The following is a 22,515-nucleotide window of genomic DNA, read 5'->3' as shown; positions in this document are numbered from 1 at the left end:
CATATGCATCTTTGTGGTGATTGCGGGTGTCTATGAAAGCCTCGTTTCGGGTAGGCCTGCTGCTGGCTCTGCTGGTTGGCGCCGGGAGTGTGTTGGCCCAGACTTCACCTGCTGCGCAATCGAGCAAGCCCGCCAGCGCAGCGGTGGAATCCAAGCCGTCCGACAGGAACAAGCAGGTCAAGTCGACAGCCGTCAGAAAGAAAACACCTGCCAAACCTGTCCGAAAAAAGACGGCTAAAGCTGCCCCGGAGCCCTTGCCAGCTGCCGCAGTGGATCTACGACTGCCGGCAGACATGGTCAAAGACCTTAAGCCTGCGAGCCAGGACCCAGTCTCTACGCCCAAGCCTCTGTTGCCTCACCTGTTTGGCGAAAGTCCGCCCTCCGATAGCCCTTTTCAGCTAAACGGCCGGTTGCTGAGTAACGAAATGCAACTGCAGTTGCGTAACGATGCTCGCCAGGATATCGAAGGCGCTGCCATCGAATTCGAGTTCAAGCAGTAATCGTTGCGCTGACCTGCCGGTCATCGCCGTTCAGTTGAGTTTTCATCCTGCGAATAATTTCAAACGATCGTTTAACCGAGTACTATTCGGGTTCTTTCATCATTTGTTGCTTTGCTGCACCGAGGATTCTGTTGTCATGAATTGCCGTGAAGGATGTGGCGCCTGCTGCATCGCGCCCTCCATCAGCTCACCGATTCCTGGCATGCCCAAGGGCAAGCCGGCGGGGGAGCGCTGTTTGCATCTGTCGGTCGCCAATCTCTGTGATCTGTTCGGCAAGCCCGAGCGACCTGCAGTGTGTGGTGGCTTCAAGGCGGATGTGGAGGTGTGCGGCAGTGATCGCGATGAGGCGATCAGGATCATCGGGTGGCTGGAGCAAATGACGGCGGCTTGAATCGTGGATCTTCGACAATAAGGAACAAGAGCATGGGATCGTTTAAGCAAATTGCAGTGGTTTTCGGGTTGAGCGCCATGCTGGTGCCGCTGGCGTATGCCGAAGACTGGAAGGTGGCCAAGGAAGAGGAGGGGGTCAAGGTATCCCTGAGTGATGTTGCCGGTTCCGACTATAAGGCTTATCGCGGGGTAACACTGATCAAGGCGCCATTGGCGAAGGTCCAGGCCCTGCAGGAAGACGTTGCCGGGGCGTGTGCCTGGATTCATGAGTGCAAGTCGCAAAAGCTGCTCAAGAGTGAAGGTGATCAGAGCTGGACCTACACTCAGTTCAATACGCCATGGCCGGTTACTGCTCGCGATTCGGTGTTGCACGTCACCACCACGCAGGCCGCCGATGGCAGTTTGACCCGCAAGCTTGAAGGCGTGCCGACCTACCTGCCTGAAGAGAAGGGCTTTGTGCGTGTCGCCAAGGTTGAAGGCTTCTGGAAGCTTGTGCCTAAAGACGGCGGCACCGAGGTGACTTATCAGGTTCACACTGAGCCAGGTGGTAGTGTTCCGTCGATGGTAGCGAACAAGTTTGTGGTGGATGCGCCGTTCAATACCTTGAAGGCATTGAAGGCGAAGGCCGAGAGGCCTTGAATCGAAGGGGTACAGATCGCCAGTTTAGTGATGATTGAGCGACTGTAGGGTCGCGTTGCGACCCATCGCCGGGAAAGCTGGCTCCTACAGGGAATGCGCTAGCCAGTGGGAATAAAAAAGGCTGCCCGGGGGCAGCCTTTTTTCGTGTTCAGCCCAGGGCTTACTTGCGGTCTTCCAGCTTGGTGATGTCGCGCGACTCGTAGCCGGTGTACAGCTGGCGCGGACGGCCAATCTTGTACGGGCTGGAGAGCATTTCTTTCCAGTGCGAGATCCAGCCGACGGTGCGCGCCAGGGCAAAGATCACGGTGAACATGCTGGTTGGAATGCCGATCGCCTTGAGGATGATCCCCGAGTAGAAGTCGACGTTCGGGTACAGCGAGCGCTCGATGAAGTACGGATCGGTGAGGGCGATCTCTTCCAGGCGCATGGCCAGTTCCAGCTGCGGGTCGTTCTTGATGCCCAGCTCGCGCAGGACTTCGTCGCAGGTCTGTTTCATCACGGTGGCGCGAGGGTCGCGGTTCTTGTAAACGCGGTGACCGAAGCCCATGAGCTTGAACGGATCGTTCTTGTCCTTGGCCTTGGCGATGAACTTGTCGATGTTCGAGACATCGCCGATTTCATCGAGCATGGTCAGCACAGCTTCGTTGGCGCCGCCGTGAGCCGGGCCCCAGAGTGCGGCGATACCTGCAGCGATACAGGCGAACGGGTTGGCACCCGAGGAGCCTGCCAGGCGCACGGTGGAAGTCGAGGCGTTCTGTTCGTGGTCGGCGTGGAGGATAAAGATCCGGTCCATTGCCTTGGCCAGCGTCGGGCTGATCGGTTTGATCTCGCACGGCGTGTTGAACATCATGTGCAGGAAGTTTTCCGCGTACGACAGGTCGTTGCGCGGGTACATCATGGGCTGGCCCATGGAGTACTTGTACACCATCGCTGCCAGGGTCGGCATCTTGGCGACCAGGCGCACCGCAGAGATTTCGCGGTGTTGCGGGTTATTGATGTCCAGCGAGTCATGGTAGAACGCCGACAGGGCGCCAACCACGCCGCACATGACGGCCATTGGGTGAGCGTCGCGGCGGAAGCCGTTGAAGAAGGACTTCAACTGCTCGTGCACCATGGTGTGATTTTTTACCGTGCTGACGAACTGGGCCTTCTGCTCGGCATTCGGCAGTTCGCCGTTGAGCAGCAGGTAGCAGGTCTCGAGGTAATCGGATTTTTCAGCGAGCTGTTCGATCGGATAGCCGCGGTGCAGCAGGATACCCTTGTCGCCGTCGATATAAGTGATCTTCGACTCGCACGATGCGGTCGCCATGAAACCAGGGTCGAAAGTGAAGTGACCCGTGGCCCCCAACCCTCTAACGTCGATAACATCGGGACCAACGGTGCCGGTTAAAATGGGCAGCTCGACGGGGGCTGCGCCCTCGATGACCAACTGCGCTTTTTTGTCAGCCATGTGGCCTCCTATTAATGCTTGAAATCATCAGACAGACCCCCCACGCAGGGCCCGCACCACTATAGTGAGATAAATTCGAATGTCAATTTGCCTAAAGCACGGTTGTAAAGGGCTTTGGGCGTGGTTTTTCCTCGAAATTGCCGTCCGTTTACGCCTTTTATGCGCTAAAGGCAATGCGCTATTTGGGCTAGGGGCTTGCGTTGTCATTAGTAGCCTAACTGTCTATAATCGGCCCCCGACCGCCAGGGGCTTGCAAGCCCGTGTTGCTGGGGTCGTCACTCCCTGGGTGGTGGGTACCTGACCAGTACACTTACCAACAACTTTGCCCTGCTTGCTAGGGGCTCTTCAGTGTGAAAAAAGCCGTGAAAAGCCAACGACCTGTAAACCTAGACCTAAGGACCATCAAACTCCCCATTACCGGCGTTACGTCATTTCTTCATCGTGTTTCCGGCATCATCCTCTTCCTGGGCCTTGGCATCATGCTTTATGCATTGGGCAAATCCCTGGGTTCGGAGGAAGGTTTCGCCGAGGTGAAGGCATGCTTGACCAGTCCGCTGGCCAAATTCGTGGCATGGGGCCTCCTGTCCGCCTTGCTGTATCACTTGGTAGCCGGTGTGCGCCACTTGATCATGGACATGGGCATCGGTGAGACGCTGGAAGGCGGAAGACTGGGCTCGAAAATTATCATCGCCGTCTCTGTGGTGGTGATCGTGCTGGCAGGAGTTTGGATATGGTAACTAATGTCACGAACCTCTCGCGTTCGGGCCTCTATGACTGGATGGCGCAGCGCGTTTCTGCGGTCGTTCTCGCGGCTTATTTCATTTTCCTGATCGGATACCTGGTCGCGCACCCGGGCATCGAGTTTGCCCAGTGGCACGCTCTGTTCTCCAACAACGCGATGCGTATTTTCAGTCTGCTGGCACTGGTTGCCCTGGGCGCTCACGCCTGGGTCGGCATGTGGACCATTGCTACCGACTACCTGACGCCGATGGCGCTGGGCAAGTCGGCGACTGCCGTACGTTTCCTGTTCCAGGCGGTATGTGGTGTCGCGATGTTCGCGTACTTCGTCTGGGGTGTGCAGATTCTCTGGGGTATCTGATTCATGGCTAACATTCCTACGATTTCATTCGACGCCATCATTGTTGGTGGTGGCGGTGCCGGTATGCGCGCTGCGCTGCAGCTGGCTCAGGGCGGTCACAAGACTGCCGTGATCACCAAGGTCTTCCCGACCCGTTCGCACACCGTGTCGGCCCAGGGTGGCATCACCTGCGCCATCGCTTCGGCTGACCCGAACGATGATTGGCGCTGGCACATGTACGATACCGTCAAGGGTTCCGACTACATCGGTGACCAGGACGCTATCGAATACATGTGTCAGGAAGGTCCTGCTGCGGTCTTTGAACTGGACCACATGGGCCTGCCGTTCTCGCGTACCGAAACCGGCCGTATCTACCAGCGTCCATTCGGTGGCCAGTCCAAGGACTTCGGTAAAGGTGGCCAGGCCGCCCGTACCTGTGCTGCATCCGACCGTACCGGTCACGCGCTGCTGCACACCCTGTACCAGGGCAACCTGAAAGCAGGCACCACGTTCCTGAACGAGTACTACGCGGTTGACCTGGTGAAGAACCAGGAAGGCGCATTCGTTGGTGTGATCGCAATCTGCATCGAAACCGGCGAAACCCTGTACATCAAAGCCAAGGCCACCGTATTGGCCACTGGCGGTGCAGGCCGTATCTACTCCTCCACCACCAACGCCCTGATCAACACCGGTGACGGTATCGGCATGGCCCTGCGTGCAGGCGTTCCGGTCCAGGACATCGAGATGTGGCAGTTCCACCCGACCGGCATCGCCGGCGCTGGTGTACTGGTTACTGAAGGTTGCCGTGGTGAAGGCGGTTACCTGATCAACAAGCACGGTGAGCGTTTCATGGAGCGCTATGCGCCTAACGCCAAAGACCTTGCCGGTCGTGACGTTGTGGCCCGTTCCATGGTTAAAGAGATCATCGCCGGCAACGGCTGTGGCCCCAACGGCGACCACGTGATGCTCAAGCTTGACCACCTGGGTGAAGAAGTCCTGCACAGCCGTCTGCCAGGCATCTGTGAGCTGTCGAAGACCTTCGCTCACGTTGACCCTGTTGTCGCACCGGTTCCGGTTGTTCCAACCTGCCACTACATGATGGGCGGCGTTGCCACCAACATTCATGGTCAGGCAATGACTCAGGACGCCGATGGCGTCGACCAGATCATCCCAGGCCTGTTTGCTGTGGGTGAAGTGGCGTGCGTATCGGTTCACGGTGCCAACCGCCTGGGTGGTAACTCGCTGCTCGACCTGGTGGTCTTCGGTCGTGCTGCTGGCCTGCACCTGGAAAAAGCGCTGACCGACGGTATCGAATACCTCGACGCCAGCGACACCGACATCGATGTTGCCCTGAGCCGTCTGAACAAGCTCAACGAGCGCAACACCGGCGAAGACGTGGCTACCCTGCGTCGCGAGCTGCAAAGCTGCATGCAGAACTACTTCGGTGTATTCCGTACTGGCGAATACATGCAGAAGGGTATCGAGCAACTGGCTCAGCTGCGCGAGCGTATTGCCAACGTCAAGATCAACGACAAGTCCCAGGCCTTCAACACCGCGCGTATCGAAGCGCTGGAACTGCAGAACCTGCTGGAAGTCGCTGAGGCGACGGCAATTGCCGCAGAAGTACGTAAAGAGTCGCGCGGTGCTCACGCCCGTGAAGACTTCGAAGACCGTGACGACGAAAACTGGCTGTGCCACACCCTGTACTTCCCGGGCGAAAAGCGCGTTGCCAAGCGCGCCGTCAACTTCGCGCCGAAAACCGTACCGGCGTTCGAGCCAAAAGTCCGGACTTACTAAGGGGTGGTCGCTATGTTGCAAGTCGAAGTCTATCGTTACAACCCCGATACCGACTCTGCGCCGAAGATGCAGACGTTTCAGGTCGATACCGGTGGCAAAGACCTGATGGTGCTGGATGTATTGGCACTGATCAAAGAACAGGATGAAGGTTTCTCGTATCGTCGTTCTTGCCGCGAAGGTGTTTGCGGTTCCGATGGTATGAATATCAACGGTAAGAACGGCCTGGCCTGTATCACGCCGCTGTCGGCTGTGGTCAAGCGTAACAAGCTGGTCGTCCGCCCGTTGCCAGGACTGCCGGTCATTCGTGACCTGGTCGTCGATATGAGCATCTTCTACAAGCAGTACGAGAAGGTGAAGCCATTCCTGCAGAACGATACGCCGGCTCCGGCCATCGAGCGTCTGCAGTCGCCGCAAGAGCGTGAAAAGCTGGACGGTCTGTACGAGTGCATCCTGTGCGCTTGCTGCTCGACTTCCTGCCCATCGTTCTGGTGGAACCCTGACAAGTTCCTCGGTCCAGCTGCACTGCTGCAGGCCTATCGTTTCCTGGCCGACAGCCGTGACACCAAGACTCAGGAGCGTCTGGCTTCGCTGGATGACCCGTTCAGCGTATTCCGTTGCCGCGGGATCATGAACTGCGTAAACGTTTGCCCTAAAGGTCTGAACCCGACCAAGGCAATCGGTCACGTACGTAACATGTTGCTGCAAAGCGGTACCTGATTTTAAAAGTGTTGTACCCGTAGCACGCCAAGGTGCGGGCCTTTGCCCGCACCAAGGTGAAACCCGAGCGAAGGCTCAAAAAGCCTGAGCTTTACCTATGAAGATATGAGACCAGCAGGGGCTTCCGGGCTGGTACCCGGAAAATCTGTGGGATCCTTGGTGGCTTGGTTCGGTCGCTGCATTAGGACTTTTCCAGGCTTGCTGTGGCTCTCGCCGATCCGTCCCCTAACCGAGGGTGACCAAGCATGCAAGAAAGCGTGATGCAGCGCATGTGGGAAAGCGCCCACCTTTCAGGTGGTAACGCTGCATATGTGGAAGAGCTCTACGAGCTCTACCTGCACGACCCTAACGCTGTGCCAGAAGAGTGGCGCACTTACTTCCAGAAGTTGCCCGCCGAAGGCAGCACCGCTACAGATGTATCGCACTCGACAATCCGCGACCATTTCGTACTGCTGGCAAAGAACCAGCGCCGCGCCCAGCCGGTTTCCGCCGGGAGCGTGAGCAGTGAACACGAGAAGAAGCAGGTTGAAGTACTGCGACTGATCCAAGCCTACCGTATGCGTGGCCACCAAGCCGCTAAGCTCGACCCTCTGGGGTTGTGGCAACGCCCTGCGCCAGTAGACTTGTCGATCAATCACTACGGCTTGACCAATGCCGATCTTGATACGACCTTCCGTGCCGGCGACCTGTTCATCGGCAAAGAGGAAGCGAGCCTACGCGAAATCCTCGACGCTTTGCAGCAGACATATTGCCGCACCATTGGCGCCGAATTTACCCACATCGTCGACTCCGAGCAGCGCAGCTGGTTCCAGCAGCGTCTGGAGAGCGTTCGTGGGCGCCCGGCGTTCTCTGCGGATGTCCAGAGCCACCTGCTCGAGCGTGTGACTGCAGCAGAAGGTCTGGAGAAGTACCTGGGCACCAAGTACCCGGGCACCAAGCGTTTCGGTCTGGAAGGCGGCGAGAGCCTGATTCCGATGCTCGACGAGCTGATTCAGCGCTCCGGTTCCTACGGTACCAAGGAAGTTGTAATCGGTATGGCCCACCGTGGCCGTCTGAACGTGCTGGTCAACACCTTTGGCAAGAACCCGCGCGACCTGTTCGACGAGTTCGAAGGCAAGAAGAAGGTCGAACTGGGTTCCGGTGACGTTAAATACCACCAGGGCTTCTCGTCCAACGTGATGACCGCTGGCGGTGAAGTTCACCTGGCCATGGCGTTCAACCCGTCCCACCTGGAAATCGTTTCGCCTGTGGTTGAAGGTTCGGTACGCGCCCGTCAGGACCGCCGTAACGACAGCGTGGGCGATAAGGTTCTGCCAGTCTCGCTGCACGGTGACGCGGCATTCGCCGGCCAGGGCGTGGTCATGGAAACCTTCCAGATGTCGCAGACCCGTGGTTTCAAGACCGGCGGTACTGTGCATATCGTGATCAACAACCAGGTTGGTTTCACCATCAGCAATCCGCTGGACTCGCGGTCTACCGAGTACGCTACAGACGTCGCCAAGATGATTCAGGCGCCGATCCTGCACGTAAACGGCGATGATCCGGAAGCGGTGTTGTTCGTGACTCAGCTGGCTGTCGACTACCGCATGCAGTTCAAGCGTGACGTGGTTATCGACCTGGTCTGCTACCGTCGTCGCGGTCACAACGAAGCTGACGAGCCAAACGGCACTCAGCCGCTGATGTACCAGCAGATCGCCAAGCAGCGCACCACTCGCGAACTGTACGCCGAAAGCCTGATCCAGGCAGGTCGCCTCGATGTCGAGCGCGTCCAGGCCAAGGTTGATGAGTACCGCAATGCGCTGGACAACGGCCTGCACGTAGTGAAGAGCCTGGTCAAGGAGCCGAACAAAGAGCTGTTCGTCGACTGGCGTCCGTATCTGGGTCACGCCTGGACCGCGCGTCACGACACCCGCTTCGATCTGAAAACCCTGCAAGAGCTGTCGGCCAAGTTGCTGGAGCTGCCAGAAGGCTTCGTGGTTCAGCGCCAGGTGTCGAAGATCTACGAAGACCGCCAGAAGATGCAGGCCGGTGGCTTGCCGATCAACTGGGGCTATGCCGAAACCATGGCGTACGCCACTCTGGCCTTCGAAGGTCACCCGATTCGTATGACGGGTCAGGATATCGGTCGTGGCACGTTCTCGCACCGCCATGCGGTATTGCATAACCAGAAAGACGCCAGCACCTACATTCCGCTGCAGAACCTCTATAAAGGTCAGCCACGTTTCGATTTGTACGATTCGTTCCTGTCCGAGGAAGCGGTCCTGGCATTCGAGTACGGTTACTCGACCACCCAGCCAAACGCACTGGTTATCTGGGAAGCGCAGTTCGGCGACTTCGCCAACGGTGCCCAGGTGGTTGTCGACCAGTTCATCACCAGCGGCGAGCACAAGTGGGGCCGTCTGTGCGGTCTGACCATGTTGCTGCCGCACGGTTATGAAGGGCAGGGGCCTGAGCACTCCTCGGCGCGTCTGGAGCGTTACCTGCAACTGTGCGCCGAGCACAACGTTCAGGTTTGCGTACCGACCACGCCGGCTCAGATCTACCACCTGCTGCGTCGTCAAGTCATTCGTCCGCTGCGTAAGCCGCTGATCGTACTGACGCCTAAGTCGCTGCTGCGCCATAAGCTGGCCATCTCGACCCTGGAAGATCTGGCCGAAGGCTCGTTCCAGACAGTGATCCCGGAAATCGATAGCCTCGATCCGAAAAAGGTCACTCGCCTGGTCCTGTGCAGCGGCAAGGTCTACTACGATCTGCTGGAAAAACGCCGTGCCGAAGGCCGCGAAGACATCGCCATCGTGCGTATCGAGCAGTTGTATCCGTTCCCTGAAGACGACTTGGTCGAAATCCTTGCGCCGTACACCAATCTCCAAGATGTGGTGTGGTGTCAGGAAGAGCCGATGAACCAGGGCGCCTGGTACAGCAGTCAGCACCACATGCGTCGTATCCTGACCCGCCACAATAAAGAGCTGGTCCTGGAATACGCTGGTCGTGATGCTTCGGCAGCACCTGCTTGTGGTTACGCTTCGATGCACGCTGAGCAGCAGGAAAAACTGCTGCAAGATGCCTTCACTGTTTAATGCCATCGCGCACTAGAAACCGAATTTAAGGAACCACTGATAATGGCTATCGAGATCAAAGCCCCTACTTTCCCGGAATCGGTTGCCGATGGCACCGTTGCCACCTGGCACAAACAACCGGGCGAAGCGGTCAAGCGTGACGAACTGATCGTCGACATCGAGACTGACAAGGTTGTCCTGGAAGTACTGGCTACCGCCGACGGCGTACTGGGCGCTATCGTCAAGGGCGAGGGCGAAACCGTCCTGTCCGACGAAGTCCTCGGTTCGATCGAAGAAGGTGGTGTTGCTGCCGCTGCACCTGCTGCTGCCGCCGCTCCTGCTGCCGCTGCTGCACCTGTCGCCGCCGCTGGCGACGAAGACGCCATCGGCGCTCCAGCTGCTCGCAAGCTGGCCGAAGAGAACGGCATTGCCTTGAACAGCATTAAGGGCACCGGTAAAGACGGTCGCATCACCAAGGAAGACGTTGTAGCTGCTATCGAAGCGAAGAAATCCGCTCCGGCTGCCGCTCCAGCTGCCAAGCCTGCCGCTGCTGCCGCTGCGCCAGTGGTTGCTACTGGCGATCGCACTGAGAAGCGTGTACCGATGACTCGCGTACGTGCCACCGTGGCCAAGCGTCTGGTCGAAGCACAGTCGAACATGGCGATGCTGACCACCTTCAACGAAGTCGACATGACCGAAGTCATGGCCCTGCGTTCGAAGTACAAGGACCTGTTCGAGAAGACCCACAACGGCGTACGCCTGGGCTTCATGTCGTTCTTTGTCAAGGCCGCTACCGAAGCGCTGAAACGCTTCCCAGCGGTCAATGCTTCGATCGACGGTTCCGACATCGTTTACCACGGTTATGCGGATATCGGCGTTGCCGTATCCAGCGACCGTGGCCTGGTGGTACCGGTTCTGCGTAACGCCGAGCTGATGAGCCTGGCTGAAATCGAGAACGGCATCGCCACCTTCGGCAAGAAGGCACGTGACGGTAAGCTGTCGATCGACGAAATGACCGGCGGTACGTTCACCATCACCAACGGTGGTACCTTCGGTTCGATGATGTCGACCCCGATCGTCAACCCGCCGCAGGCTGCAATTCTGGGCATGCACAACATCATCCAGCGTCCTATGGCCATCAACGGTCAGGTCGTGATTCGTCCGATGATGTACCTGGCACTGTCCTACGATCACCGCCTGATCGATGGTAAAGAAGCCGTGACCTTCCTGGTGACCATCAAGAACCTGCTGGAAGACCCAGCTCGTCTGCTGCTGGACATCTGATAAACAGCTGCAAGCTGCAAGCCGCCACACGCTTCACCTAGAAGCGGTGCGTCTTGTAGCTTGCAGCTTGTCGCTTGAAGCTAAAAGGAATCTTTTATGACCCAGAAATTCGACGTGGTAGTGATTGGCGCAGGTCCTGGCGGCTACGTAGCTGCTATCAAGGCTGCGCAGCTCGGTCTGAGCACTGCCTGTATCGAGAAGTACACTGACGGCGAGGGCAAACTGGCTCTCGGCGGTACCTGCCTGAACGTGGGTTGCATTCCGTCCAAGGCGCTGCTGGACAGCTCCTGGAAGTACAAGGAAGCCAAAGAAAGCTTCAACGTCCACGGTATCTCCACCGGCGAAGTCAAAATGGACGTCGCGGCGATGGTTGGCCGCAAGGCTGGCATCGTCAAGAACCTGACCGGCGGTGTTGCCACCCTGTTCAAGGCCAACGGCGTTACTTCGATCCAGGGCCACGGTAAGCTGCTGGCTGGCAAGAAAGTCGAAGTCACCAAGGCCGATGGCACCACTGAAATCATTGAAGCCGAGAACGTGATCCTGGCGTCCGGTTCGCGTCCGATCGACATTCCACCGGCTCCGGTCGACCAGAACGTCATCGTTGACTCCACTGGTGCCCTGGAATTCCAGAGCGTACCTAAGCGTCTGGGCGTTATCGGCGCTGGTGTTATCGGTCTGGAACTGGGTTCGGTCTGGGCTCGCCTGGGTGCAGAAGTCACTGTCCTGGAAGCCCTGGACACCTTCCTGATGGCCGCTGACGCCGCCGTCTCCAAGGAAGCCCTGAAGACCCTGACCAAACAAGGTCTGGACATCAAGCTGGGCGCTCGCGTCACCGGTTCCAAGGTCAACGGCGCTGAAGTCGAAGTGACCTACACCGATGCCAATGGCGAACAGAAGATCACCTTCGACAAGCTCATCGTTGCCGTCGGTCGTCGTCCGGTGACCACTGATCTGCTGGCTGCCGACAGCGGTGTGACCATCGACGAGCGTGGCTTCATCTTCGTCGACGATCATTGCGCCACCAGCGTACCGGGCGTCTACGCCATTGGTGACGTGGTGCGTGGCATGATGCTGGCTCACAAAGCCTCGGAAGAGGGCATTATGGTTGTCGAGCGCATCAAGGGCCACAAAGCTCAGATGAACTACGACCTGATCCCATCGGTTATCTACACTCACCCGGAAATCGCGTGGGTCGGTAAAACCGAACAAACCTTGAAGGCTGAAGGCGTTGAGGTTAACGTGGGCACCTTCCCGTTCGCGGCCAGCGGCCGTGCGATGGCTGCCAACGACACCGGTGGTTTCGTCAAAGTCATCGCCGATGCCAAGACCGACCGCGTTCTGGGTGTACACGTGATTGGCCCATCGGCTGCAGAACTGGTGCAGCAGGGTGCAATCGCAATGGAATTCGGCACCAGCGCCGAGGACATCGGCATGATGGTTTTCTCCCATCCGACCCTGTCCGAAGCGCTGCATGAAGCCGCGCTGGCTGTGAATGGCGGTGCTATTCACGTTGCCAACCGTAAGAAGCGTTAAACAATAAGAAACCACGGCGGGTGGCCCGTCGTGAGTCTTGCGTGCATGACTCACCGCGGAAAGTCCGCCGGACTCGAACTCCCGGAGCATACCGGGGGCATGTGGTCACAGGTGGCGCGGCACTCCAAAAGAGCGCAGCGCCGAAGCGCAGTACCTAACGAAGACGGTAAAAAGCATGAATCTTCACGAGTATCAGGGTAAGCAGCTGTTCGCTGAATACGGCCTGCCAGTTTCCAAGGGTTTCGCAGTTGACACCCCAGAAGCTGCCGCAGAAGCCTGCGACAAGATCGGTGGCACCGAGTGGGTTGTAAAAGCCCAGGTTCACGCCGGTGGTCGCGGTAAAGCGGGCGGCGTCAAGCTGGTTCGCAGCAAAGAAGACGCCAAGGCGTTCGCTGCGCAGTGGTTGGGCAAGCGTCTGGTGACCTACCAGACTGATGCCAACGGTCAGCCAGTGACCAAGATCCTGGTTGAATCCTGCACTGACATCGCCAAAGAGCTGTACCTGGGCGCTGTAGTCGACCGTTCGAGCCGTCGTATCGTGTTCATGGCCTCCACCGAAGGTGGCGTGGACATCGAGAAAGTCGCTCACGACACTCCTGAGAAGATCATCAAGGCTACTATCGATCCGCTGGTTGGCGCTCAGCCATTCCAAGGTCGTGAACTGGCGTTCCAGCTGGGTCTGGAAGGCAAGCAAGTTGCACAGTTCGCCAAGATTTTCGTCGGCCTGGCCAAGCTGTTCAAAGAACACGACCTGGCCCTGCTGGAAGTCAACCCGCTGGTCATCAAGGCCGACGGCGACCTGCACTGCCTCGATGCGAAAATCAACATCGACGCTAACGCCATGTACCGTCAGCCTAAGCTGAAAACCTTCCACGACCCGTCGCAAGACGACCCTCGTGAAGCCCACGCTGCCAGCTTCGAGCTGAACTACGTGGCCCTGGAAGGCAACATCGGCTGCATGGTCAACGGTGCAGGCCTGGCCATGGGTACCATGGACATCGTCAACCTGCACGGCGGCAAGCCAGCCAACTTCCTCGACGTAGGTGGTGGTGCTACCAAAGAGCGCGTTACCGAAGCCTTCAAGATCATTCTGTCCGACAGCAATGTCGCGGCCGTTCTGGTCAACATCTTCGGCGGCATCGTTCGCTGCGACATGATTGCCGAAGGCATCATCGGCGCGGTGAAAGAAGTCGGCGTTAAGGTACCGGTTGTTGTTCGCCTGGAAGGTAACAACGCTGAACTGGGTGCTAAAGTACTGGCAGAAAGCGGTTTGAACATCATTGCTGCAACCAGCCTGACCGACGCTGCTCAACAAGTTGTCAAAGCTGCGGAGGGCAAGTAATGAGCGTCCTGATCAATAAAGACACCAAAGTCATCTGCCAGGGCTTCACCGGCTCGCAAGGTACTTTCCACTCCGAACAAGCCATCGCCTACGGCACCAAGATGGTTGGCGGCGTGACCCCAGGCAAAGGCGGCACCACTCACCTGGGCCTGCCAGTGTTCAACACCGTTAAGGAAGCTGTTGCAGCTACCGGTGCTGACGCTTCGGTTATCTACGTTCCGGCTCCGTTCTGCAAAGACTCGATCCTGGAAGCGGCTTTCGGCGGCATCAAGCTGATCGTTTGCATTACCGAAGGCATTCCTACCCTGGACATGCTCGATGCCAAGGTCAAGTGCGACGAGCTGGGTGTTACCCTGATCGGCCCTAACTGCCCAGGCGTTATCACCCCGGGCGAGTGCAAGATCGGCATCATGCCAGGTCACATCCACTTGCCAGGCAAGGTCGGTATCGTTTCGCGTTCCGGCACCCTGACCTACGAAGCGGTCAAGCAGACCACCGACGCCGGTTTCGGTCAGTCGACCTGCGTTGGTATCGGTGGCGACCCGATCCCAGGCTCGAACTTCATCGACATCCTGAAGCTGTTCCAGGAAGACCCGAAGACCGAAGCGATCGTGATGATCGGTGAGATCGGCGGTTCGGCTGAAGAAGAAGCGGCTGCCTACATCAAGGCTAACGTGACCAAGCCTGTGGTTTCCTACATCGCTGGTGTTACCGCTCCTGCGGGCAAGCGTATGGGTCACGCCGGTGCAATCATCTCCGGCGGCAAAGGCACTGCAGACGAGAAATTCGCTGCGCTGCAGGACGCTGGTGTGAAAACCGTGCGTTCGCTGGCAGACATCGGCAAGGCCCTGGCCGAGCTGACTGGCTGGGAAGTGAAGAAGTAAGCTTCGGCTAAACCTTCGCGCCAGACACAAAGGCCACCTTCGGGTGGCCTTTGTGCGTTCTGGCTGACGCATCTCGCAATCCAGTCGCTACCGTTCCACTGGTTGTACCAGGTAGTACCTTTTTTGCTGTCGCTTAAGCGACAAACACATGCGCCCATCGGACACCTCGTCACCCAGCGGTGCGCAGTCGGTGCAACTTGGTTACACTGTCCTCACTTTCGTGTCGGTACCCCAAAAGGGTACGGGCATGCTTTAAAGGGCTTGTCTCATCCGGACGGGCTACATTTTCCCTCACCCCAGGGGAAATCCCTCTCTAAATCCCGATTTCAGAAGTGTGGTATTTCCTTAATGAAAGTGTTGAAAGGCCAGGACATCCTGGCACTTGGTTTTATGACGTTCGCGTTGTTCGTCGGTGCGGGCAATATCATCTTCCCGCCAATCGTCGGCCTGCAGTCCGGTCCGCATGTGTGGATGGCGGCGTTGGGCTTTCTGATTACTGCAGTCGGCCTGCCGGTAATCACTGTTATCGCCCTGGCCAAGGTCGGCGGCGGTATGGACGCGCTGAGCAGCCCGATCGGTAAAGTGGCTGGCGGCTTGCTCGCGGCCGTCTGCTACCTGTCAGTTGGCCCTCTGTTCGCCACCCCACGTACTGCAACGGTATCCTTCGAGGTGGGTGTAGCGCCGCTGACTGGCGAAAGCCCAACAGCGCTGTTCATTTACAGCCTGGTGTACTTCGTGGTGGTGCTGGCGGTGTCCATGTACCCTGGCAAGCTGCTCGACACCGTGGGCCGCTTCCTGGCGCCATTGAAGATCATCGCCCTGGCAGCGCTGGGCATTGCCGCGTTCATGCTGCCCGCCGGCACCAGCGGTGACGCAGAGCCCGCTTATCAGGCATCGGCATTCTCTCAGGGCTTTATCAATGGTTACCTGACCATGGATACCTTGGGTGCACTGGTGTTCGGTATCGTGATCGTCAATGCCATTCGTTCGCGTGGGGTCGAGTCGCCAAGGCTGATCACCCGCTACGCCATCATTGCTGGCCTGATCGCTGGTGTCGGCCTGGCGCTGGTGTACATCAGCCTGTTCCGCCTAGGCGCGAGCAGCCATGAAATCGCCGCTGGGGCGACCAATGGCGCCGCAGTCCTGCATGCTTATGTACAGCACACGTTCGGCTCTCTGGGCAGCGGCTTCCTGGCCGTACTGATCGCCTTGGCGTGCCTGGTTACTGCCGTGGGACTGACCTGTGCCTGTGCTGAGTATTTCAGCCAGGTGCTGCCGTTGTCCTACCGCACCCTGGTGGTGATCCTCTGCGGTTTCTCGCTGCTGATCTCCAACCTGGGCCTGACCAAGCTGATCATGTTCTCGATCCCGGTACTGACGGCTATCTACCCGCCGTGCATCGTGGTCGTCGGCTTGAGTTTCTGCAAAGACTTGTGGAACTCCCAGGTGCGTATCCTGGCGCCAGTGATGCTGGTGTCGCTGCTGTTTGGCATGGTTGACGCCATCAAGGGCACCACCCTGGCAAGTTACCTGCCGGATGTCATGGCACACCTGCCGCTGAGCGAGCAAGGCCTGGCCTGGCTGGTACCGTCGGTAGTGACCCTGGCGCTGGCCGTGGTTTGTGACCGTATGCTGGGCAAGCCGCGCGAAGCGATGGCCTGAGAGTTGGCCTAAGGCCTGACGTCGGCCACAAGCCATAGTGCGTTGGGCAAGGCAAGTTCCGAGCCCCGTATCTGAAAGGATGCGGGGCTTTTTCGTTTCTTCAGTTAGGACGTGTCTTTTTCTTCGGCTAAGCGTCGAAAACCGGTCAATACACTTTACTGTGCACGAAACTCTTTACCGGGACCTTGCATGAGCTTTATTCAAAGCAATCTGAATCACCTGCTGGCGGCCTGCTGGTTTGTTGTCTGCTGGGGCGGCTATTCCCGTTATGCCACCTGGAAGGGGCGTGACACCGCCTGCCTGGCCAGTGTGCTGCACCTGTATCGTGAAGACTGGATGCGTCGGATGCTGATGCGTGACAACCGAATTGCCGATGCCAGCGTGATCGCCAACCTTGAACGTAACGCCTCATTCTTTGCTTCCAGTACGCTGATCATTCTGGCGGGTATTCTTACTGTGCTGGGGGCATCGGATCGCGCTGTTTCGCTGCTGGCGGATCTGCCGCTGGTTCAGCAGGCCACCCAGGGCATGTCGGAGATCAAATTGCTGTGCCTGGCCACAGTATTCGTCTATGCCTTTTTCACTTTCAGCTGGTGTATGCGTCAGTACAACTTTGCAGCGGTACTGGTGGGTTCGGCGCCGATGGTCGGTGAACGTCATGTCAGCGAGCTGGAGCGCAAGGCCTTTGCCCAACGTGCGGCACGGGTCATTTCCATGGCCGCCAACCAGTTCAACTTTGGCTTGCGTTCTTATTACTTTGGCATGGCCATGCTCAGTTGGTTTATCAGCCCTTGGTTGTTCATGCTGATGAGTGCGGGTGTGGTACTGGTGCTGTACCGGCGTGAGTTTCATTCCGATGTGCTGGATGTGATGGTATATACCCCGACCGAGGTGCCAGCGGCGGAAGCGAGCAAAGAGCCAAGCATTAACTGAATGTGTTAAACGGCTTTAGTGCAGACATAAAAAAACCCGACAATAGTCGGGTTTTTTATGCCAGTGTGCTTGCTTATTTAGCAGGCTCAGCTGGAGCGGTTTCTGGTGCTGGGGTAGCTGGAGCTGCTTCTTCAGCGGCTTTCTGCTGTGCTTCAGCACTGTCTTTGGCAGCTTCAGCGTTTTCTTTTGCGGCCTCGTTCACTTTATCCTGAGCTTCGTCCATCTTCTGCTGGGCGTTCTCGGTGTGTTGCGCTGCATCCTGAGCTTTGTCTTCGCTGGCTTTATCGCAAGCAGCGAGACCCAGGGCGGCGGCCAGCATTACGGCAAAAGCAAAAGGTTTACGCATGGGGTGTTTCTCCTTGTGGGAATAAGTTACTTGTTCCTTTGAGCTCAAGTAACGGGCAGAAGTTCCGCATACATTACAGATATATAACTGTAGGATCTACATAGACTTTTTTCTAGCCGTGTGCATTGATCGAATAACCACAAGGGCCTTAGTGATATGAGTGAGACGCCATTGATGGCCATGGCTGGGCGCTTTCTTTCTGCGCTGCGTCATTGTCAGCTACTAGAGATGCGTGTGCAGCAGGCTGATGCTCAGGGAATGACCTTGGTCCTGCCGTATTCGCAGAAAATTATCGGTAACCCGCAGACAGGTGCCATACACGGTGGCGCACTGACCACATTAATGGACACTACCTGTGGTATGGCCACGCTGTGCGCACTGGCAGAGTTCGAGGTCTGTCCGACGCTTGATCTGCGTATCGACTACATGCACTCCGCCAAAGCCGGGCTGGACATCTATGGCCACGCCTTCTGCTACCGGGTTACTCGCGATGTGATCTTCACCCGCGGCATGGCCTATCAGGATGATCCCGAGCAGCCTATTGCCCAGGTGGTGGGTACCTTCATGCGCTTGGGTAAAGGTGTGAAGGGCGGTCTGAACTTTGCCAATGCGTTAAAGGGGCCTGGCCGATGATTCCTCCAGAAGTACATCAGCAACTACGTCAGGCGCATGCGCAAGGCAACTACCAGCCGCTATTGGCGCTGATTCCGTATGCGGGATTGATTGGCATCCAGTGCACCCGCGAGGGCGATGATCTGCTGTTTTGCTTGCCGGCCAATAAAGACAATATTGGTAACCCTTTACTGCCAGCCATACATGGCGGGGTGATCGCCGGCTTCATGGAATTGTCCGCGGCGCTGTACCTGATGATTTTCAGTGAGAGCGCGACAATTCCGAAAATCATCGATTTTTCAATCGACTACCTGCGTGCCGGACATTTTCGCGATACCTACGCCCGCTGCCAGCTCTGGCGCCAGGGACGGCGGGTGACCAACGTGGCTATCACCGCCTGGCAAGGCAGCCAGGAAGAGCCGATTGCTACAGCCCGAGCACATTTCAAGATCGAAGAATTGCGCGCGCCCTTGAAATAGCCTCTGCCGCCCCCATCTGCATGACATCCCGCCGTGAAAGCAGGTCAGGGCCGTGGTGCCCGCCTGCCAAGCGACAACTGCCATCAGATTGGAGTGTTGAAGACCATGAGTGTGGAAACTCAAAAAGAAACCCTGGGCTTCCAGACCGAGGTAAAGCAGCTGCTGCACCTCATGATCCATTCCCTGTACTCGAACAAGGAGATTTTCCTTCGCGAGCTGATTTCCAACGCCTCTGACGCCGTCGACAAGCTGCGCTTCGAAGCCCTGGCCAAGCCCGAGCTGCTCGAGGGCGGGGCCGAGCTGAAGATCCGCGTCAGCTTCGACAAGGACGCCAACACCGTCACCCTCGAAGACAACGGCATCGGTATGAGCCGTGAGGATGTGATCACTCACCTGGGTACCATCGCCAAGTCCGGCACTGCCGACTTTATGAAGAACCTCAGCGGCGATCAGAAAAAAGACTCGCACTTGATCGGTCAATTCGGCGTGGGCTTCTATTCTGCCTTCATCGTTGCTGACAAGGTCGACGTATTCAGTCGTCGCGCTGGCGCACCGGTCGGCGAAGGTGTGCATTGGTCGTCCAAGGGTGAGGGCGAATTCGAAGTCGCCACCATCGACAAGGCCGAGCGCGGTACCCGTATCGTTCTGCACCTGAAAAAGGGTGAAGAAGAGTTCGCCGACGGCTGGCGCCTGCGCAACATCATCAAGAAGTACTCCGATCACATCGCTCTGCCAATCGAGCTGCCAAAACAGGTCGAAGCCGCTGAAGGCGAAGATAAGCCAGCCGAAGAGTGGGAAACGGTCAACCGTGCCAGTGCCCTGTGGACCCGTCCGCGTACCGAAATCAAGGACGAGGAATACCAGGAGTTCTACAAGCACATCGGTCACGATTTCGAGAACCCGCTGGCCTGGAGCCACAACAAGGTCGAAGGCAAGCTTGAGTACAACTCGCTGCTCTACGTACCTGCACGTGCACCGTTCGACCTGTACCAGCGTGAGGCGCCTCGCGGCCTGAAGTTGTACGTACAGCGCGTGTTCGTCATGGACCAAGCTGAGTCGTTTCTGCCACTGTACCTGCGATTCATCAAAGGCGTAGTCGACTCCAACGACCTGTCGCTGAACGTTTCGCGAGAAATTCTGCAGAAAGACCCGATCATCGACTCTATGAAGTCGGCGTTGACCAAGCGCGTTTTGGACATGCTCGAGAAGCTGGCCAAGAACGAGCCTGAGCAGTACAAGGGCTTCTGGAAGAACTTCGGTCAGGTGATGAAAGAAGGTCCGGCCGAAGACTTCGCCAACAAAGAGAAGATCGCCGGTCTGCTGCGCTTCGCCTCCACCAGTGCCGACGACGGTGAGCAGAGCGTGTCGCTGGCCGACTACCTGGCCCGTGCCAAGGAAGGTCAGGACAAGATCTACTTCCTCACCGGCGAGTCCTACGCACAGGTCAAGAACAGCCCGCACCTGGAAGTCTTCCGCAAAAAAGGCATCGAAGTACTGCTGCTGACCGACCGTATCGATGAGTGGCTGATGAGCTACCTGAGCGATTTCGACGGCAAGAGCTTTGTCGACGTCGCCCGCGGTGACTTGGACTTGGGCAAGCTGGACTCCGAAGAGGATAAGAAAGCCCAGGAAGAAGTCGCCAAGGAAAAAGAAGGCCTGGTTGAGCGCCTCAAGGCCGCCTTGGGTGAAAACGTCAGCGAAGTGCGTGTTTCGCACCGCCTGACCGATTCGCCAGCGATCCTGGCCATTGGTGAGCAGGACCTGGGTCTGCAAATGCGCCAGATCCTCGAAGCCAGCGGGCAGAAGGTGCCGGACTCCAAGCCGATCTTTGAATTCAACCCGGGCCATCCGCTGATCGAGAAGCTGGATAACGAGCAGAGCGAAGACCGTTTCGCTGACTTCTCGCATATCCTCTTCGATCAAGCCGCGCTGGCGGCGGGTGACAGCTTGAAGGACCCGGCGGCTTACGTTCGTCGCCTGAACAAGCTGCTAGTCGAATTGTCGGCTTAAGTAGAGTCAGGAAAGCCCGCTTCGGCGGGCTTTTTTCATGGTGCAAGGAGAGGACTGCATGAGCAAAGTCACAATCGAGTCGCTGGTCTATCATGTTGCCGGCAAAGCCTATGAGAGTCGTTTGGTCTATACCCAGGGCGCCTTGGGGCAGCCTGGATTGCTGATGGCGCCTAACTGGATGGGAATTGGTGAGGGGGCCGAGCGTATTGCAAAGGAGGTTGCCGCCCAAGGCTATGTCGTACTGATTGCCGATATTTATGGCCAGACCGTTCGCCCCTCCAATATGGATGAAGCGGCGGCAGCAATGATGCCCCTCAAAGAGGACCGCGTAGAGCTGCGCAAGCGCATGAAAGAAGCGTTGAACCAATTGCTCGGGCAGTCCAGGGGGGTGCTGGAGCCGGGCAAATTGGGTGCTTTCGGTTTCTGCTTCGGCGGTTGCTGCGCACTGGAACTGGCACGTGAGGATGAGCGGCTGCAGGCCGCCGTGTCTTTCCACGGGACGTTGGACTCACCGATGCCGGCGCAGGCCGGTAAGGTCAAGGCCTCGATGCTGGTGTTGCATGGTGCAGCCGACCCATTGGTGCCCAAGGAGCAGCTGCCGGCATTTGAAGCAGAAATGGATGCAGCCAAGGTCGATTGGCAAGTGATCAGCTATGGCGGTGCGGTGCATTCTTTCACTGATACCGCAGCCAATGTCCCTGGCAAGATGAAGTATGACGCGCGTACTTCCAAGCGAGCCTTCCGAGCGATGTTCAACTTACTCGATGAAGTGTTCAAAGCTTGAGAATAGGTGGGCTGCCTAGCAGCCCATCGTCGGCAATGCCGCCCCCACTGGAAGCGAGGCAGGACCTGTAGGCGCTGGCGTTGCCAGCGCTCGAAAAAGTTTCAAGGCAACTCGATCCGCTCAATTTCCCCTGGCACCGTCGGCCAATCACCCGCCGCCCAGCGTGCCCGCGCCTGATCGATCAGTACCGGATCACTGGCAACGAAATTCCAGTTCATCCGCCGCGGCCCGTCCAGTGGCGCTCCGCCGAACAGCACCAGTCGGCACTCGCGGTCAGCAAACAAACTCATTTCCTCGCCTTCGGGCAGCACGACCAGGCTATGCGGCTCGACCGCTTGATCGTTCAGGCTCACTTCACCCTCCAGCACATACAGTGCCCGCTCGGGGTGCTCGTTGGGGAGGATTAGCGTAGTCGCCGCCTGCATCTGCACCAAGGCATAGAGTGTTGGTGACAACACCGGCACCGGCGACCGCAGGCAAAAGCCATCACCGGCAATCATGCGGATGCTCACCCCCAAGCTATCGCTGACTGGCAAGCTGGCAGCCGGGTGATGACTGTAGTAACTGTCACCTTGTTCGGCGTCTTTGGGTGACGCCAGCCATACCTGTAAACCATGCAGGCGCGAGCCCTTGACGAGTAAATCCTCTGGGGTCCTTTCGACATGGGCAACCCCACGGCCAGCGGTCATCCAACTGACCTCTCCAGCTTTGACGCGCTGATCGGAGCCAAGGCTGTCTTTATGAAGCAGCTCGCCTTCGAACAGGTAGGTGAGGGTGGACAGGCCGATATGCGGGTGCTGGCGGATATTCACGCCTTTGCCAGCGACGTAGTCGGTTTCGAGCATGTGATCGAAGAACACGAAGGGGCCGACACTGCGACATTGTGCCGAAGGCAGCGGGCGCAGGATCGGTTGGCCCTCGACGGATTCTGCGCGAGGGCGGATGACCAGGGGATTGCTCACGGTGGGCTCCAGGCCGGGGATGATGGCTTTGAGCATAACCTGTTACAGATAAGGGCT

21 protein-coding genes are annotated in these 22,515 nt (G+C 57.8%); 18 read left to right on the top strand and 3 right to left on the bottom strand.

From position 1 onward, the window contains the following. Positions 1 to 32: 32 nt before the first annotated feature. From ACQRAX_RS02655 to ACQRAX_RS02645, 3 genes are all read left to right on the top strand, one after another. Positions 33 to 500: a translation initiation factor 2 gene (locus tag ACQRAX_RS02655; RefSeq protein WP_412038335.1), complete on the top strand. Its 468-nt coding sequence runs from the start codon at positions 33 to 35 to the stop codon at positions 498 to 500. A gap of 136 nt (positions 501 to 636) precedes the next feature. After that, a complete protein-coding gene (locus ACQRAX_RS02650) occupies positions 637 to 891 on the top strand; it encodes a YkgJ family cysteine cluster protein (RefSeq protein ID WP_045188788.1) in 255 nt (84 codons plus the stop codon). Positions 892 to 923: 32 nt separating this feature from the next. Further along, on the top strand, positions 924 to 1,529 hold the full coding sequence (locus tag ACQRAX_RS02645; RefSeq protein ID WP_412038336.1) for an START domain-containing protein: 606 nt from the start codon (positions 924 to 926) through the stop codon (positions 1,527 to 1,529). A 160-nt stretch (positions 1,530 to 1,689) separates the two neighbouring features. Here ACQRAX_RS02645 and gltA read toward each other — a convergent pair whose 3' ends face one another. After that, positions 1,690 to 2,979 (bottom strand): citrate synthase, encoded by a 1,290-nt coding sequence (gene gltA / locus ACQRAX_RS02640; RefSeq protein ID WP_412038337.1) that lies wholly within the window; start codon positions 2,977 to 2,979, stop codon positions 1,690 to 1,692. 350 nt (positions 2,980 to 3,329) lie between these two features. On the opposite strand from gltA, the gene sdhC reads away from it, so the two are divergent. From sdhC to ACQRAX_RS02585, 11 genes are all read left to right on the top strand, one after another. Further along, positions 3,330 to 3,716, top strand: coding sequence for a succinate dehydrogenase, cytochrome b556 subunit (sdhC, locus tag ACQRAX_RS02635; RefSeq protein ID WP_174446946.1), 387 nt, complete (start codon positions 3,330 to 3,332; stop codon positions 3,714 to 3,716). Continuing rightward, a complete protein-coding gene (gene sdhD, locus ACQRAX_RS02630; RefSeq protein WP_028945358.1) occupies positions 3,710 to 4,078 on the top strand; it encodes a succinate dehydrogenase, hydrophobic membrane anchor protein in 369 nt (122 codons plus the stop codon). Before sdhC ends, sdhD begins: the two co-directional genes overlap by 7 nt. 3 nt (positions 4,079 to 4,081) lie before the next feature. Further along, positions 4,082 to 5,854, top strand: a complete 1,773-nt coding sequence (gene sdhA / locus ACQRAX_RS02625) for a succinate dehydrogenase flavoprotein subunit (protein ID WP_045188782.1) — start codon at positions 4,082 to 4,084, stop codon at positions 5,852 to 5,854. Positions 5,855 to 5,866: 12 nt separating this feature from the next. Then, a complete protein-coding gene (locus ACQRAX_RS02620; RefSeq protein WP_412038338.1) occupies positions 5,867 to 6,571 on the top strand; it encodes a succinate dehydrogenase iron-sulfur subunit in 705 nt (234 codons plus the stop codon). A 245-nt stretch (positions 6,572 to 6,816) separates the two neighbouring features. Then, positions 6,817 to 9,648, top strand: coding sequence for a 2-oxoglutarate dehydrogenase E1 component (locus ACQRAX_RS02615; protein WP_412038339.1), 2,832 nt, complete (start codon positions 6,817 to 6,819; stop codon positions 9,646 to 9,648). Positions 9,649 to 9,690: 42 nt separating this feature from the next. Next, positions 9,691 to 10,911 carry a 2-oxoglutarate dehydrogenase complex dihydrolipoyllysine-residue succinyltransferase gene (odhB, locus tag ACQRAX_RS02610; RefSeq protein ID WP_412038340.1) on the top strand — a complete coding sequence of 407 codons (1,221 nt, stop codon included), beginning with the start codon at positions 9,691 to 9,693 and terminating at the stop codon, positions 10,909 to 10,911. Positions 10,912 to 11,007: 96 nt separating this feature from the next. After that, on the top strand, positions 11,008 to 12,444 hold the full coding sequence (gene lpdA / locus ACQRAX_RS02605) for a dihydrolipoyl dehydrogenase (RefSeq protein WP_412038341.1): 1,437 nt from the start codon (positions 11,008 to 11,010) through the stop codon (positions 12,442 to 12,444). Between the two features lie 175 nt (positions 12,445 to 12,619). Next, positions 12,620 to 13,786, top strand: coding sequence for an ADP-forming succinate--CoA ligase subunit beta (sucC, locus tag ACQRAX_RS02600; RefSeq protein ID WP_043863134.1), 1,167 nt, complete (start codon positions 12,620 to 12,622; stop codon positions 13,784 to 13,786). Further along, the gene (sucD, locus tag ACQRAX_RS02595) at positions 13,786 to 14,670 is read left to right on the top strand and encodes a succinate--CoA ligase subunit alpha (RefSeq protein WP_038613108.1); all 885 of its coding nucleotides are present in this window, start codon (positions 13,786 to 13,788) and stop codon (positions 14,668 to 14,670) included. Before sucC ends, sucD begins: the two co-directional genes overlap by 1 nt. Positions 14,671 to 15,018: 348 nt before the next feature. After that, positions 15,019 to 16,332: a branched-chain amino acid transport system II carrier protein gene (gene brnQ, locus ACQRAX_RS02590; RefSeq protein ID WP_412038342.1), complete on the top strand. Its 1,314-nt coding sequence runs from the start codon at positions 15,019 to 15,021 to the stop codon at positions 16,330 to 16,332. 189 nt (positions 16,333 to 16,521) lie between these two features. Then, positions 16,522 to 17,265 carry a DUF599 domain-containing protein gene (locus ACQRAX_RS02585; protein WP_412038343.1) on the top strand — a complete coding sequence of 248 codons (744 nt, stop codon included), beginning with the start codon at positions 16,522 to 16,524 and terminating at the stop codon, positions 17,263 to 17,265. A gap of 73 nt (positions 17,266 to 17,338) precedes the next feature. Here the strand turns inward: ACQRAX_RS02585 and ACQRAX_RS02580 are convergent, their stop codons facing one another. Further along, on the bottom strand, positions 17,339 to 17,611 hold the full coding sequence (locus ACQRAX_RS02580; protein WP_045188752.1) for a hypothetical protein: 273 nt from the start codon (positions 17,609 to 17,611) through the stop codon (positions 17,339 to 17,341). A gap of 156 nt (positions 17,612 to 17,767) precedes the next feature. Here ACQRAX_RS02580 and ACQRAX_RS02575 point away from each other — a divergent pair, with 156 nt between their 5' ends. From ACQRAX_RS02575 to ACQRAX_RS02560, 4 genes are all read left to right on the top strand, one after another. Then, on the top strand, positions 17,768 to 18,244 hold the full coding sequence (locus tag ACQRAX_RS02575; protein WP_412038344.1) for a PaaI family thioesterase: 477 nt from the start codon (positions 17,768 to 17,770) through the stop codon (positions 18,242 to 18,244). Next, positions 18,241 to 18,702 carry a PaaI family thioesterase gene (locus tag ACQRAX_RS02570; RefSeq protein ID WP_412038345.1) on the top strand — a complete coding sequence of 154 codons (462 nt, stop codon included), beginning with the start codon at positions 18,241 to 18,243 and terminating at the stop codon, positions 18,700 to 18,702. The genes ACQRAX_RS02575 and ACQRAX_RS02570 overlap by 4 nt, the downstream gene beginning before the upstream one ends. A 105-nt stretch (positions 18,703 to 18,807) precedes the next feature. After that, positions 18,808 to 20,712 carry a molecular chaperone HtpG gene (htpG, locus tag ACQRAX_RS02565; RefSeq protein WP_412038346.1) on the top strand — a complete coding sequence of 635 codons (1,905 nt, stop codon included), beginning with the start codon at positions 18,808 to 18,810 and terminating at the stop codon, positions 20,710 to 20,712. Between the two features lie 58 nt (positions 20,713 to 20,770). Then, positions 20,771 to 21,496, top strand: coding sequence for a dienelactone hydrolase family protein (locus tag ACQRAX_RS02560; protein WP_412038347.1), 726 nt, complete (start codon positions 20,771 to 20,773; stop codon positions 21,494 to 21,496). A 101-nt stretch (positions 21,497 to 21,597) separates the two neighbouring features. Here the strand turns inward: ACQRAX_RS02560 and ACQRAX_RS02555 are convergent, their stop codons facing one another. Then, entirely contained in the window at positions 21,598 to 22,458 is an 861-nt protein-coding gene (locus tag ACQRAX_RS02555; RefSeq protein ID WP_412038348.1) for a pirin family protein, read from the bottom strand. Positions 22,459 to 22,515: the final 57 nt, after the last annotated feature.

Origin of the sequence: Pseudomonas sp. UM16 (genome assembly GCF_050312595.1) — a bacterium.
Lineage (GTDB): Bacteria > Pseudomonadota > Gammaproteobacteria > Pseudomonadales > Pseudomonadaceae > Aquipseudomonas.
Note: the sequence above shows the minus strand (reverse complement) of the source record. Positions and strands in the feature narration are given on the sequence as shown.